The organism is Pseudochelatococcus sp., from assembly GCF_050946405.1.
Classification (GTDB): domain Bacteria; phylum Pseudomonadota; class Alphaproteobacteria; order Rhizobiales; family Beijerinckiaceae; genus Pseudochelatococcus.
In genome coordinates this window covers 151,846-165,202 of sequence record NZ_JBMNUS010000002.1, presented here as the reverse complement: position 1 = coordinate 165,202, position 13,357 = coordinate 151,846, and the positions used below count along the sequence as shown (strand labels likewise).

At 62.8% G+C, this 13,357-nt stretch carries 20 protein-coding genes and 1 tRNA gene; all 21 read right to left on the bottom strand.

Annotation, left to right across the window (positions count from 1 at the left end; translation table 11 throughout):
• Window positions 1–4: 4 nt before the first annotated feature.
• The 21 genes from rpsN to tuf (ACOYJQ_RS04180) all read right to left on the bottom strand — a co-directional run bounded on the left by rpsN (window position 5) and on the right by tuf (ACOYJQ_RS04180) (window position 13,212).
• On the bottom strand, window positions 5–310 hold the full coding sequence (gene rpsN, locus ACOYJQ_RS04280) for a 30S ribosomal protein S14 (protein WP_433456684.1): 306 nt from the start codon (window positions 308–310) through the stop codon (window positions 5–7).
• Window positions 311–352: 42 nt separating this feature from the next.
• Entirely contained in the window at window positions 353–931 is a 579-nt protein-coding gene (gene rplE / locus ACOYJQ_RS04275) for a 50S ribosomal protein L5 (protein ID WP_433456683.1), read from the bottom strand.
• Window positions 924–1,241, bottom strand: a complete 318-nt coding sequence (rplX, locus tag ACOYJQ_RS04270) for a 50S ribosomal protein L24 (RefSeq protein WP_433456682.1) — start codon at window positions 1,239–1,241, stop codon at window positions 924–926. Before rplX ends, rplE begins: the two co-directional genes overlap by 8 nt.
• Window positions 1,241–1,609: a 50S ribosomal protein L14 gene (gene rplN / locus ACOYJQ_RS04265; protein ID WP_166949854.1), complete on the bottom strand. Its 369-nt coding sequence runs from the start codon at window positions 1,607–1,609 to the stop codon at window positions 1,241–1,243. The genes rplX and rplN overlap by 1 nt, the downstream gene beginning before the upstream one ends.
• A gap of 104 nt (window positions 1,610–1,713) precedes the next feature.
• The gene (rpsQ, locus tag ACOYJQ_RS04260; RefSeq protein ID WP_433456681.1) at window positions 1,714–1,965 is read right to left on the bottom strand and encodes a 30S ribosomal protein S17; all 252 of its coding nucleotides are present in this window, start codon (window positions 1,963–1,965) and stop codon (window positions 1,714–1,716) included.
• Between the two features lie 9 nt (window positions 1,966–1,974).
• On the bottom strand, window positions 1,975–2,190 hold the full coding sequence (gene rpmC, locus ACOYJQ_RS04255; protein ID WP_433456680.1) for a 50S ribosomal protein L29: 216 nt from the start codon (window positions 2,188–2,190) through the stop codon (window positions 1,975–1,977).
• A gap of 11 nt (window positions 2,191–2,201) precedes the next feature.
• Window positions 2,202–2,615 (bottom strand): 50S ribosomal protein L16, encoded by a 414-nt coding sequence (rplP, locus tag ACOYJQ_RS04250; RefSeq protein WP_433456679.1) that lies wholly within the window; start codon window positions 2,613–2,615, stop codon window positions 2,202–2,204.
• 19 nt (window positions 2,616–2,634) lie between these two features.
• The gene (gene rpsC, locus ACOYJQ_RS04245; RefSeq protein ID WP_433456678.1) at window positions 2,635–3,345 is read right to left on the bottom strand and encodes a 30S ribosomal protein S3; all 711 of its coding nucleotides are present in this window, start codon (window positions 3,343–3,345) and stop codon (window positions 2,635–2,637) included.
• 10 nt (window positions 3,346–3,355) lie between these two features.
• Window positions 3,356–3,736, bottom strand: coding sequence for a 50S ribosomal protein L22 (rplV, locus tag ACOYJQ_RS04240; protein WP_433456677.1), 381 nt, complete (start codon window positions 3,734–3,736; stop codon window positions 3,356–3,358).
• Window positions 3,737–3,740: 4 nt separating this feature from the next.
• The gene (rpsS, locus tag ACOYJQ_RS04235; protein ID WP_166949841.1) at window positions 3,741–4,019 is read right to left on the bottom strand and encodes a 30S ribosomal protein S19; all 279 of its coding nucleotides are present in this window, start codon (window positions 4,017–4,019) and stop codon (window positions 3,741–3,743) included.
• A gap of 10 nt (window positions 4,020–4,029) precedes the next feature.
• A complete protein-coding gene (gene rplB / locus ACOYJQ_RS04230) occupies window positions 4,030–4,869 on the bottom strand; it encodes a 50S ribosomal protein L2 (RefSeq protein ID WP_433456676.1) in 840 nt (279 codons plus the stop codon).
• A 21-nt stretch (window positions 4,870–4,890) separates the two neighbouring features.
• Window positions 4,891–5,187, bottom strand: coding sequence for a 50S ribosomal protein L23 (locus ACOYJQ_RS04225; RefSeq protein WP_433456675.1), 297 nt, complete (start codon window positions 5,185–5,187; stop codon window positions 4,891–4,893).
• Window positions 5,184–5,804, bottom strand: coding sequence for a 50S ribosomal protein L4 (gene rplD / locus ACOYJQ_RS04220; RefSeq protein WP_433456674.1), 621 nt, complete (start codon window positions 5,802–5,804; stop codon window positions 5,184–5,186). The genes ACOYJQ_RS04225 and rplD overlap by 4 nt, the downstream gene beginning before the upstream one ends.
• Window positions 5,801–6,520 (bottom strand): 50S ribosomal protein L3, encoded by a 720-nt coding sequence (gene rplC, locus ACOYJQ_RS04215; protein ID WP_433456673.1) that lies wholly within the window; start codon window positions 6,518–6,520, stop codon window positions 5,801–5,803. Before rplC ends, rplD begins: the two co-directional genes overlap by 4 nt.
• A gap of 49 nt (window positions 6,521–6,569) precedes the next feature.
• Window positions 6,570–6,878, bottom strand: a complete 309-nt coding sequence (gene rpsJ, locus ACOYJQ_RS04210) for a 30S ribosomal protein S10 (RefSeq protein ID WP_166949830.1) — start codon at window positions 6,876–6,878, stop codon at window positions 6,570–6,572.
• Window positions 6,879–7,029: 151 nt separating this feature from the next.
• The gene (gene tuf, locus ACOYJQ_RS04205; RefSeq protein ID WP_433456669.1) at window positions 7,030–8,220 is read right to left on the bottom strand and encodes an elongation factor Tu; all 1,191 of its coding nucleotides are present in this window, start codon (window positions 8,218–8,220) and stop codon (window positions 7,030–7,032) included.
• 73 nt (window positions 8,221–8,293) lie between these two features.
• Window positions 8,294–10,363, bottom strand: coding sequence for an elongation factor G (fusA, locus tag ACOYJQ_RS04200; RefSeq protein ID WP_433456672.1), 2,070 nt, complete (start codon window positions 10,361–10,363; stop codon window positions 8,294–8,296).
• 27 nt (window positions 10,364–10,390) lie between these two features.
• The gene (gene rpsG, locus ACOYJQ_RS04195; protein ID WP_433456671.1) at window positions 10,391–10,861 is read right to left on the bottom strand and encodes a 30S ribosomal protein S7; all 471 of its coding nucleotides are present in this window, start codon (window positions 10,859–10,861) and stop codon (window positions 10,391–10,393) included.
• A gap of 96 nt (window positions 10,862–10,957) precedes the next feature.
• Window positions 10,958–11,329, bottom strand: a complete 372-nt coding sequence (gene rpsL, locus ACOYJQ_RS04190) for a 30S ribosomal protein S12 (protein WP_433456670.1) — start codon at window positions 11,327–11,329, stop codon at window positions 10,958–10,960.
• Between the two features lie 502 nt (window positions 11,330–11,831).
• Window positions 11,832–11,907 (bottom strand) — tRNA-Trp (locus ACOYJQ_RS04185).
• 114 nt (window positions 11,908–12,021) lie between these two features.
• Window positions 12,022–13,212, bottom strand: coding sequence for an elongation factor Tu (gene tuf / locus ACOYJQ_RS04180; protein WP_433456669.1), 1,191 nt, complete (start codon window positions 13,210–13,212; stop codon window positions 12,022–12,024).
• Between the last annotated feature and the right edge of the window lie 145 nt (window positions 13,213–13,357).

Sequence of the window (13,357 nt, the reverse complement as noted above, 5' to 3'; positions counted from 1 at the left end):
CTCCTTACCAGCTCGACTTCACAAGGCCGGGAACGAGGCCCTGCGACCCCAGTTCGCGAAGCGCCACGCGCGACATGCGCAGCTTGCGGTAATACGCCCGCGGACGCCCCGTCACCTCGCAGCGGTTGCGCACCCGCGTGGGATTGGCGTTGCGCGGCAGCTCGGCCAGCTTGAGGCGCGCCTCGAAACGCTCCTCGATCGGCAGCGCCTCGTCATTGGCGATGGCGAGCAGCGCCTCGCGCTTGGCGGCATAGCGCTTCACCAGCGCGATGCGGCGCTTGTTCTTCTCGATTGAACTCTTCTTTGCCATATGTCTTGATCTCCGGTGTCCGCGTATGAGAGCAGACCGCTCTCACTGCCGGAACGGGAAGTTGAAGTGCTTGAGCAACGCGCGGGCTTCGTCGTCCGTGCGCGCGGTCGTCACCACGATGATGTCCATGCCCCACGGCTGATCGACCTTGTCGTAATCGATCTCGGGGAACACGAGATGTTCCTTCAGGCCCATCGCGTAATTGCCGCGGCCGTCGAACGACTTGGCGTTCAGGCCGCGGAAGTCGCGCACGCGCGGCAGCGCCACCGTGACGAGGCGATCGAGGAACTCGTACATGCGCGCCTTGCGCAGCGTCACCTTGGCGCCGATCGGCATGTTCTCGCGCAGCTTGAACGTCGCGATGGCCTTGCGGGCGCGGGTGATGACCGGCCGCTGGCCGGAGATCAGCCCGAGATCCGTCGCGGCGACAGAAGCCTTCTTGGAATCGTTGACCGATTCGCCGACGCCCATGTTGATGACGACCTTCTCGATGACCGGCACCTGCATCGGGTTCTTGTAGCCGAATTCCTCGATCAGCTTCGCGCGCACCACTTCGTCGTAATGCTTGCGCAGGCGCGGAACATAGGTCGCGCCCAGATCATCCTTCGCTGCCTCAGACATCGATCACATCCCCCGAACGCTTGGCAAAGCGAACCTTGCGCCCGTCTTCCAGAATCCTGAACCCGACCCGCGTCGGCTGACCGTCCTTCGGATCGGCGACCGCGAGGTTAGACAGATGAAGCGGCGCCTCCTTGGAGATGATGCCGCCTTCGCTGCTCGCCGACTGGCGCGTGTGGCGCTTGACGATGTTCACGCCGCGCACGAGCGCCCGCCCCTCGTCGGGGATGACGCGCAGCACTTCGCCCGAGCGGCCCTTGTCGCGGCCGGCGAGCACGACGACCTTGTCGCCCTTCCTGATCTTCGCGGCCATCACAACACCTCGGGAGCGAGCGAAATGATCTTCATGTGGTTCTTGGCGCGCAGCTCGCGCGGAACCGGCCCAAAGATACGCGTGCCGACCGGCTCTTTCTGATTGTTGATCAGCACGGCCGCATTGTTGTCGAAGCGGATGACCGATCCGTCGGCGCGGCGGATATCTTTCGCCGTGCGCACGACGACCGCCTTCATCACGTCGCCCTTCTTCACGCGTCCGCGCGGAATCGCTTCCTTCACGGAGACGACGATGATGTCGCCGACGCCCGCATACTTGCGCTTCGCGCCACCCAGTACCTTGATGCACATGACGCGACGCGCGCCGGAATTATCCGCGACGTCGAGGTTGGTCTGCATCTGGATCATGGCACAGATCCTTTCTGTGTCTCAGACGGTTTCCCCAAAAGACCGGACGTCCACGGGACTACGCCTGACGGGGATCTTGCGGTCCCCTCGCCTTGTTGATGAAATTACGCTTCCGAAGCGCTCTGCTCATCGCGCAGAACGATCCAGGACTTCAGCCGCGACAAGGGGCGGGTCTCTTCGATCCACACCGTATCGCCGACCTTGAACGCATTCGCCTCGTCATGGGCGTGATAGTTCTTCGTGCGGCGGACGGTCTTCTTCAGCAGCGGATGCGTGAAACGACGCTCCACCTTGACGACAACCGTCTTGTCCTGCTTGTCGCTGACGACAACGCCCTGCAAAATACGTTTCGGCATAATGCCTCCTCAAGCCTTGCCCGCACCGGCGAGCTTCGCCTGCTGGAACGTCTTCACACGCGCGATGTCGCGCCGCACTTCCTTCACGCGCCCCGTGTTCTCGAGCTGCCCCGTGGCACGCTGAAAACGCAGGTTGAACTGCTCCTTCTTGAGCTTCACAAGCTCGTCCTGGAGCTGGTCCACCGACATCGCCTTGATGTCCGAGAGCCTCTGCTTCGTCGTCATACCGCCCTCCCTCACTCGGCGATGCGCTGAATGAACCGCGTCTTGATCGGGAGCTTGGCGGCGCCGAGACGGAGCGCCTCGCGGGCGATCTCCTCATTGACACCGGCCAGCTCGAACATGATGCGGCCCGGCTTCACACGGCACGCCCAATAATCGGGCGAGCCCTTACCTTTACCCATGCGCACTTCCGCCGGCTTGTCCGAAACCGGAACGTCCGGGAAAATGCGAATCCACACACGCCCCTGACGCTTCATCTGGCGCGTGATGGCACGGCGGGCGGCCTCGATCTGGCGGGCCGTAATGCGTTCCGGCTCGACGGCCTTGAGACCGAACTCACCGAAGTTCAGTTCCGTGCCGCCCTTGGCCTCGCCATGGATGCGACCCTTGAACTGCTTGCGAAACTTCGTCCTCTTGGGCTGAAGCATTTATCCTAACTCCCGCTCCTCAAGCCGCGGAATCGCGACGTCCGTGAGAGCGCTGTCCGCTACCCTCTTCCGCCAGCCGCTTGTCCTGAGCCGAGGGATCGTGTTCCAGGATCTCGCCCTTGAAGATCCAGACCTTGATTCCGCACGTACCGTATGTCGTGAAGGCGGTGGCTGTACCATAATCGATATCGGCGCGCAAGGTGTGCAGCGGTACGCGGCCTTCGCGGTACCACTCCAGACGCGCGATCTCGGCACCGCCCAGACGCCCCGAGCAGTTGATACGAATGCCTTCCGCGCCCAGACGGATGGCCGACTGCACCGCGCGCTTCATGGCGCGACGAAATGCCACACGGCGTTCGAGCTGCTGCGCGATCGAGTCGGCGACGAGCGTCGCATCGGTCTCGGGCTTGCGCACCTCGACGATGTTGATGCTCACTTCCGCGCTCGTCAGGCCGGCGACGGTCTTGCGCAGCTTCTCGATATCCGCGCCCTTCTTGCCGATGACGACACCCGGCCGCGCCGAATAGATCGTCACCCGCGCCTTGCGGTGCGGCCGCTCGATCACGATGCGCGACACGGCCGCCTGCTTGAGCTGCTTCATCAGCGCCTTGCGGATCGCGAGATCCTCATGCAGCAGCTTGCCATACTCGCCCTTGCCGGCGAACCAGCGGGAGTCCCACGTCCGGTTGATACCGAGACGCAGGCCAACCGGATTGACCTTCTGACCCATCGTCTCCTCCTCAAGCCTCAGCGGCGACTTCGCGCACCACGATCGTGAGGTGCGAGAACGGCTTTTCGATGCGGGCGCCGCGACCGCGGGCACGCGCGTGGAACCGCTTCATGACGAGCCCCTTGCCCACGAAGGCCTCCGCGACGATGAGATCGTCGACGTCGAGCTCGTGGTTGTTCTCGGCATTGGCGATGGCGCTCTCGAGCGCCTTGCGGACGTCGACAGCGATACGCTTGCGGCTGAACTCAAGATCGGCCAACGCCCTCTCCACCCGCTTGCCACGGATGAGCTGCGCGACCAGGTTGAGCTTCTGGGGCGAGACGCGCAGGTTGCGCGCCACGGCCTTCGCCTCGTTGTCCTTCAGCGCGCGGGGAGCAGATGCCTTACCCATCGGCTTATCTCCTCTTCGCTTTCTTGTCGGCCGCGTGCCCGTGGAAGGTGCGCGTCGGCGAGAACTCGCCGAACTTGTGACCGACCATTTCCTCGCTCACCGCAACCGGGATGTGCTTCTGACCGTTGTAGACGCCGAACGTCAGCCCAACGAAGTGCGGCAGGATCGTGGAGCGACGGCTCCAGATCTTGATCACTTCCGAACGGCCTGAAGCACGCGCGGCCTCGGCCTTCTTGAGGACGTAGCCGTCAACGAACGGACCTTTCCAAGTAGAACGTGCCATCGCGCGCCCCTTACCTCTTCTTCTTCGTGTGACGGCTGGACACAATGAAGGTATCCGTCCGCTTGTTGGAACGGGTCTTCTTGCCCTTCGTCGGCTTGCCCCAGGGCGTCACCGGATGCCGGCCGCCCGAGGTGCGTCCCTCGCCGCCGCCGTGCGGATGGTCGATCGGGTTCATCGTCACGCCGCGGTTGTGCGGACGACGGCCCAGCCAACGCGAACGCCCGGCCTTGCCCTTGTTCGTGTTCGAATGGTCGGGATTCGAGACCGCACCGACGGTCGCGAAGCACTGGCCATGAACGAGGCGCTGTTCGCCGGAGTTGAGACGCAGGATCACGTAACCCTGGTCGCGACCGACGATCTGCGCATAGGCGCCTGCGGAACGCGCGATGGTGCCGCCCTTGCCGATCTTCAGCTCGACGTTGTGCACGATCGTGCCGACCGGAATGCTCGCCAGCGGCAATGCATTGCCCGGCTTGATATCGGCCTGCTCGCCCGACGTCACCGAATCACCGGCGTTCAGACGCTGCGGCGCCAGGATGTAGGACTTGCCGCCATCCGGGAAAGCCAACAGCGCGATGAAGGCGCTGCGATTCGGATCGTATTCGATGCGCTCGACCGTCGCGATCTCGCCAAGCCGCTCGCGGCGCTTGAAGTCGACGATGCGATACGAACGCTTGTGGCCGCCGCCACGGAAGCGCACCGTGATGCGCCCGTTGTTGTTGCGTCCGCCCTTGCGGGACAGACCTTCGGTCAACGCCTTTTCAGGGGCGCCGCGATGCAACCCCGTCCGGTCGACGATCACCAGCTGACGCTGGCTCGGCGTAACCGGTTTGAAGTGCTTCAAAGCCATCGGTTCACTCCTTCACCAGCTTCACAGGCCCGTCGTCACATCGATGTTATGACCCTCTGCGAGAGTCACAACAGCCTTCTTGACGTCGGACCGCTGACCCAGCACGCCCTTGAAGCGCTTCGTCTTGCCCTTGGTCACGAGCGTGTTCACGCTCTCGACCTTGACATCGAACAGCTTCTCGACGGCCGTCTTGATCTGCGGCTTCGTCGCCGTTTTGGCGACCTTGAATACGACCTTGTTCTGCTCCGAAAGGTTGGTCGCCTTTTCGGTGATGACAGGGCCGACGATCACATCATAGTGGCGCGGGTCAATGGTCATTTGAATCGCGCCTCCAGCGCGTCCACGGCGGCCTTCGTCAGAACAAGCGTGTCCCGCCGCAGGATGTCATAGACGTTGATGCCTTGCACCGGCAGGACATCCACATTCGGAATATTGCGGGCGGCGAGACGGAAGTTCGTATCGATTTCCGTTCCGCCGATCACGAGAGCATTCGACAGGCCGAGCTTGCCGAACTGTTCCTTCAACGCCTTCGTCTTCGGGTCCGCCGTGCGGGCATCGTCAAGAACGACCAGCGTCTGCGCGCGGGCCTTGGCCGACAGCGCGTGCTTCAGCGCAAGCTGACGCACCTTCTTGGGCAGATCATGCGCGTGGCTGCGCACGACCGGACCAAAGGCCTTGCCGCCGCCGCGGTACTGGGGAGCGCGGGCAGAGCCATGACGCGCGCCGCCGGTGCCTTTCTGGCGGTAGACCTTCTTGCCCGTGCGAGCGATTTCCGAGCGACCGAGCGACTTGTGCGTGCCTGCCTGCCGTGCGGCAAGCTGCCAACGCACATAACGCTGGATAAGATCGGCGCGCGGTTCGAGGCCGAAAATCGCTTCATCGAGCTCGATCGCGCCGGCAATACCGCCGTCGAGCGTTGTCACATCGAGCTTCATTCCGCGGTCTCCTGCACTTCCGCAGCGGCTGCCTCGACCTTGCGCTCGCGGAAGCTGCCCGGCAGTGGCGCTTCCTTGGGAAGCGCGCGCTTGACAGAATCGCGAACCGTAATCCAGCCGCCGGCAACACCCGGCACCGAGCCTTCCACCAGGATGAGCCCGCGCTCCACGTCCGTCTGCACAACGCGCAGATTCTGCGTGGTCACGCGCTCGACACCGAGGTGGCCCGGCATCTTCTTGTTCTTGAACGTCTTGCCGGGGTCCTGACGGCCGCCTGTCGAACCGATCGAACGGTGCGAGATCGAGACGCCGTGCGTCGCCCGCAAACCGCCGAAGTTCCAGCGCTTCATGCCGCCCGCGAATCCCTTACCGGTGCTCACACCCGTCACGTCCACGAACTGGCCGGGAACGAAGTGGTCGACCGTGATTTCCGCGCCGACCGGGATCTCCTGACCCGGATCGATGCGGAATTCCGCAAGCTTCTTTTTCGGCTCGACCTGGGCGATGGCGTAATGGCCGCGCTCAGCCTTCGAGACGTTCTTGACCTTGGCGAGACCGACGCCGACCTGCAGCGCGGTGTAGCCGTTCTTTTCGACGGTCCTGTGCGCGACAACCTGACAGTTGTCCACCTTCAGAACAGTCACCGGGATATGCTCGCCCGCATCAGTAAAAATGCGAGTCATCCCGACCTTTTGTGCGATGACGCCGGAGCGCATGAGCATATCCTCCAGGGCGTTCCTGAGCCTGACCTTCCCAAAGGGAAAGTCAGAGCCTGATTTCCACGTCAACACCGGCAGCAAGGTCGAGCTTCATCAAAGCATCGACCGTCTGCGGTGTGGGTTCAACAATGTCGAGAACGCGCAGATGAGTGCGCATCTCGAACTGCTCGCGCGACTTCTTGTCGATGTGCGGCGAGCGGTTAACGGTAAACTTCTTGATACGCGTCGGCAGCGGGATCGGACCCCGCACCTTCGCACCCGTCCGCTTCGCGGTCGAAACGATCTCGAGCGTGGACGCATCCAGCACACGATGATCGAACGCCTTCAGGCGGATGCGGATATTCTGACCAGTCATGACAGAAACCCCAGGCCGATCCCGGCGATAGCATCAAACCGGAAAGTGTACTCACTTTCAGGAAATTCGATGCATTAACAAAAGGATAGAGCCGCGAACGGCTCTACTGACGGATGCTGATCCCTGAGGATCGGCATCCGCAACTGACAACTCACTCGATGATTTCGGCGACGACGCCTGCGCCGACGGTACGGCCGCCTTCGCGGATAGCGAAGCGCAGCTTTTCCTCCATCGCGATCGGGACGATCAGGTGAACTTCCATGGAGATGTTATCTCCCGGCATCACCATTTCCGTTCCTTCCGGCAGGTGGACGATACCCGTCACGTCCGTCGTGCGGAAATAAAACTGCGGCCGGTAGTTCCCGAAAAACGGCGTATGACGGCCGCCCTCTTCCTTCGTCAGGATGTAGGCCTCGGCCTTGAACTTCGTGTGCGGCTTAACGGAACCCGGCTTCGCCAGAACCTGACCGCGCTCGACGTCCTCGCGCTTCGTGCCGCGAAGCAGCGCGCCGATGTTGTCGCCTGCCTGACCCTGATCGAGAAGCTTGCGGAACATTTCAACGCCCGTCACGGTCGTCTTCACCGTCGGACGGATGCCCACGATCTCCACTTCCTCGCCGACCTTCACGATCCCGCGCTCCACGCGGCCCGTCACCACCGTGCCGCGGCCCGAGATCGAGAAAACGTCCTCGACAGGCATCAGGAACGGCTGGTCAACCGGACGCTCGGGCTGCGGGATGTAGGCGTCGACGGCCTCCATCAGCTTCAGCACAGCGTCGTGTCCGATCTCGCGGTTCGAGTCCTCGAGCGCGGCGAGAGCAGAGCCCTTCACGACAGGGATGTCGTCGCCGGGGAACTCGTACTTCGACAGAAGCTCGCGGATCTCGAGCTCCACCAGTTCGAGAAGCTCGGGGTCGTCCACCTGGTCGACCTTGTTCATGAACACCACCAGCGCCGGCACGCCGACCTGGCGCGCAAGCAGGATGTGCTCGCGCGTCTGCGGCATCGGGCCGTCCGCCGACGACACCACCAGAATCGCGCCGTCCATCTGCGCGGCGCCCGTGATCATGTTCTTCACGTAGTCCGCGTGGCCGGGGCAATCGACGTGCGCGTAGTGCCGGTTCGCCGTCTCGTACTCGACGTGCGACGTCGAGATCGTGATACCGCGCGCCTTCTCTTCAGGCGCCTTGTCGATCTGGTCGTACGCCGTGAACGAAGCGCCGCCAGCCTCCGCAAGAACCTTCGTGATCGCTGCAGTCAGCGACGTCTTGCCGTGGTCAACGTGGCCGATCGTACCGATGTTACAATGCGGCTTCGTCCGCTCAAACTTTTCCTTCGCCATCTCGCGGCTCCCTCACAACTATTCGACCTGACGTCGAACGAATTCCTGAATAATGAAGCTATGGACCAAACGCTTACGCGTATTTGGCCTGAACCTCCTGAGCAACCGCCGACGGGACCTGCTCATAATGGTCGAACTGCATCGTATAGGTCGCGCGCCCCTGGCTCATGGACCGCAGCGTGTTCACGTAGCCGAACATGTTGGCGAGCGGCACCATCGCGTCGACCACCACCGCGTTGCCGCGCATGTCCTGACCCTGGATCTGGCCGCGGCGGGAGTTGAGATCGCCGATGACCGAACCCGTGTAGTCTTCGGGCGTCACCACTTCCACCTTCATGACCGGCTCGAGCAGCACGGAGCCGCCCTTCTGCAGGGCCTCGCGCAGTCCGGCGCGCGCCGCGATCTCGAAGGCCAGCGCCGACGAGTCGACTTCGTGGAACGCGCCGTCGATGAGTTCGATCTTCAGATCGACGACGGGGAAGCCGGCGAGGATACCCGCGCCCAGAACGCTTTCCAGCCCCTTTTCAACGCCGGGGATATATTCCTTCGGCACCGCACCGCCGACGATCTTCGACTCGAACGAGTAACCCGCGCCCGGCTCGGCCGGCTCCACCACAAGCTTGACGCGCGCGAACTGACCCGTGCCGCCCGTCTGCTTCTTGTGCGTGTAGTCCACCTCGACCTTCTTCGAGATGCGCTCGCGATAAGCCACCTGCGGCGCGCCGACATTCGCGTCGACCTTGTAGGTGCGGCGCAGGATGTCGACCTTGATGTCGAGGTGCAGTTCGCCCATTCCCTTGAGAATGGTCTGACCCGACTCGCTGTCCGTCGACACGCGGAAGGAAGGATCTTCGGCCGCGAGCTTGGAAAGCGCGATGCCGAGCCTCTCCTGATCCGCCTTGGACTTCGGCTCGATGGCGATCTCGATGACCGGCTCCGGGAACTCCATGCGCTCCAGGATCACGGGCTTCAGCGTGTCGCACAGCGTGTCACCGGTACGAACCTCCTTGAGGCCGGCCAGCGCCACGATGTCGCCCGCATACGCTTCCTTGATGTCTTCGCGATTGTTCGCGTGCATCAGCAGCATGCGGCCGATGCGCTCCTTCTTGTCGCGCGTCGAGTTGAGCACGGAATCGCCCGCCTTCAGCACGCCCGAATAGATGCGCGAGAAGGTGATCGTGCCGACGAACGGGTCGTCCATGATCTTGAACGCCAGCACCGACAGCGGTTCCTCGTCCGACGGCTTGCGCTCGGTCGGCTCTTCGGTCTTGAAGTCGATGCCCTTGATCGCGCCACGGTCGATCGGCGACGGCAGGTAGCTCACCACGGCGTCGAGCAGCGGATGGACGCCACGGTTCTTGAACGCCGAGCCGCACAGCACGGGATGGAAGGCGCGCGCCTGCACGGCCTTGCGCACGAGGGTGCGCAGGGTCTCGTCGTCGGGCTCGTTGCCCTCCAGATAGGCCGCCATGGCGTCATCGTCGAGATCGACCGCCGCCTCGACCAGCTTGGTGCGGTACTCGGCCGCCAGTTCCTTGAGGTCGGCAGGAATTTCCTGCTCCTCGAAGTTACCCTGCGCATCCGGGTAGATGATCGCCTTCTGGGTGATCAGATCAACCACGCCGACGAAATCGTTCTCGGCGCCGATCGGAATCTGCAACAGCACGGGCTTGCCCGCCACGCGATCAATGATCGAATCGACGCACTTGAACAGATCGGAACCAACCTTGTCCATCTTGTTGACGAACACGATACGCGGCACGTCGTACTTGTCGGCCTGACGCCAGACGGTTTCCGTCTGCGGCTCCACGCCCTGGCTGCCGTCCAGCACGCACACCGCACCGTCGAGCACGCGCAGCGAACGCTCCACCTCGATGGTGAAGTCGACGTGGCCGGGCGTGTCGATGATGTTCAGCCGGTGCCCTTTCCAGAAGCAGGTCGTCGCGGCCGACGTGATCGTGATGCCGCGCTCCTGCTCCTGGTCCATCCAGTCCATCGTCGCCGCACCCTCGTGCGTCTCACCGATCTTGTGGTTCTTACCGGTGAAGAACAGGATGCGCTCGGTCGTCGTCGTCTTGCCGGCGTCGATATGCGCCATGATTCCGAAGTTGCGGTAATCGGCGATTGCGTGCGTGCGGGACATGGTGGTGGCTCCGTTAGACCCGTTTCGTTACCAGCGGTAGTGCGAGAAGGCGCGGTTGGCCTCCGCCATGCGATGCGTGTCTTCACGCTTCTTGACGGCGTTGCCACGGTTGCTCGAAGCATCGATCAGCTCGGCGGAGAGACGCTCCACCATCGTGCGGTCGTTGCGCGCGCGCGCCGCCTGGATCAGCCAGCGGATCGCCAGCGCCTGGCGCCGCTCCGTGCGAACCTCGACGGGCACCTGATAGGTAGCGCCGCCGACGCGACGCGAGCGAACCTCGATCGCCGGCGAAACATTCTCAAGCGCCTGCTTGAAAACGGCCAGCGGCTCGGTCTTCAGCTTCTGCTCGACGACATCGAACGCGCCATAGACGATCGTCTCGGCTGCGGACTTCTTGCCGTCACGCATGATGGAATTCATGAACTTGGTCAAGACGACATCGCCGAACTTCGCGTCCGGGATGATCTCTCTTTTTTCCGCGCTATGGCGACGGGACATCGGCTTTCGCTCCGCCTCACTTTAGATGAACAACCGGGCCGCGACGCGGCGGCACGGACTAACCTGGAACACTCCCGATCAAAGAGACACCGTCTCTTACTTCGGACGCTTCGCACCATACTTCGAACGGCGCTGCTTGCGGTTCTTGACGCCCTGCGTGTCGAGCACGCCGCGCAGAATATGGTAGCGCACACCGGGCAAGTCCTTCACACGGCCGCCGCGGATCATCACGACGGAGTGCTCCTGAAGGTTGTGGCCTTCGCCGGGAATATATCCGATCACCTCGAAGCCGTTGGTCAGGCGCACCTTGGCCACCTTGCGGAGAGCCGAGTTGGGCTTCTTCGGCGTCGTCGTGTAAACGCGCGTGCACACGCCCCGCTTCTGCGGGCAGGAATCGAGGGCGGGAACCTTGTTCCGGCTTTTCTGCGCCGTCCGCGGCTTGCGGATCAACTGGCTGATCGTCGGCATACTCTTCTTCTCTCGCTTTCAACCGCAGGACGGTCGGCAACCGCCCCTATCGTCGGCCGCTGGCCGCTTTTCCAGAACCCGGTGCATCAAGGAACCCTAAAGCCCCGAACAGCCGGAAATCGTTACATCGCCCAACCGCGGCGACAGACAGAAAACGCGCAATCGTGCCTGAAGCCATCTCGGCTTCAAGCACTTGCACAGGCAGAGGACCGAACTTGCGCCCGGTCATGCTCCAGATCTGACAATCAAGCCATACTTGCGGCCAGTCGGTGCTGAAAACGGCAACGTTTAGGTTTCGCTCATCAAGGCTTGGCGCCTCGAACCTGAACACCTACGGCTTACCGAAAGTTGGACTTCTTTACATTCAGATTCGCCGCCCGTCAAGGGCTGCGGCCGTTTCGGGGCGGAAATCTTACAGTTCCGTGAAAACGAAATCGCCCGGCCATGCCCTCGAAACGGGCGGCGCCGGGCACTGATATTCGGTATCGTCATTCCCGCCGCATGGCAGGAGTGGAGGGACTCGAACCCCCAACCCCCGGTTTTGGAGACCGGTGCTCTGCCAGTTGAGCTACACTCCTATGCGGCGCGCCGTGAGAATCGGCGCATCGAAAGCGGCGAAACCGCCGCTTTCTTCTATCGTATCCTGCCGGCAAGCGCATCAACCAAAATGCGCTCGCAGCCGGATTGATCCATTACTCGATGATTTCGGCGACGACGCCTGCGCCGACGGTACGGCCGCCTTCGCGGATAGCGAAGCGCAGCTTTTCCTCCATCGCGATCGGGACGATCAGGTGAACTTCCATGGAGATGTTATCTCCCGGCATCACCATTTCCGTTCCTTCCGGCAGGTGGACGATACCCGTCACGTCCGTCGTGCGGAAATAAAACTGCGGCCGGTAGTTCCCGAAAAACGGCGTATGACGGCCGCCCTCTTCCTTCGTCAGGATGTAGGCCTCGGCCTTGAACTTCGTGTGCGGCTTAACGGAACCCGGCTTCGCCAGAACCTGACCGCGCTCGACGTCCTCGCGCTTCGTGCCGCGAAGCAGCGCGCCGATGTTGTCGCCTGCCTGACCCTGATCGAGAAGCTTGCGGAACATTTCAACGCCCGTCACGGTCGTCTTCACCGTCGGACGGATGCCCACGATCTCCACTTCCTCGCCGACCTTCACGATCCCGCGCTCCACGCGGCCCGTCACCACCGTGCCGCGGCCCGAGATCGAGAAAACGTCCTCGACAGGCATCAGGAACGGCTGGTCAACCGGACGCTCGGGCTGCGGGATGTAGGCGTCGACGGCCTCCATCAGCTTCAGCACAGCGTCGTGTCCGATCTCGCGGTTCGAGTCCTCGAGCGCGGCGAGAGCAGAGCCCTTCACGACAGGGATGTCGTCGCCGGGGAACTCGTACTTCGACAGAAGCTCGCGGATCTCGAGCTCCACCAGTTCGAGAAGCTCGGGGTCGTCCACCTGGTCGACCTTGTTCATGAACACCACCAGCGCCGGCACGCCGACCTGGCGCGCAAGCAGGATGTGCTCGCGCGTCTGCGGCATCGGGCCGTCCGCCGACGACACCACCAGAATCGCGCCGTCCATCTGCGCGGCGCCCGTGATCATGTTCTTCACGTAGTCCGCGTGGCCGGGGCAATCGACGTGCGCGTAGTGCCGGTTCGCCGTCTCGTACTCGACGTGCGACGTCGAGATCGTGATACCGCGCGCCTTCTCTTCAGGCGCCTTGTCGATCTGGTCGTACGCCGTGAACGAAGCGCCGCCAGCCTCCGCAAGAACCTTCGTGATCGCTGCAGTCAGCGACGTCTTGCCGTGGTCAACGTGGCCGATCGTACCGATGTTACAATGCGGCTTCGTCCGCTCAAACTTTTCCTTCGCCATCGACGTCGCTCTCTCGTCACATCCTGAAACGACTTCCGCCTCTCGCCGAAACGGACAGTCCGGGACGCTGCGCCTAGCCCTGCCTCATCGCCGGTGCAGCGCCGTTTCCCTGTTACCTTTACCCAAACCGACAGCCCGCGTCACC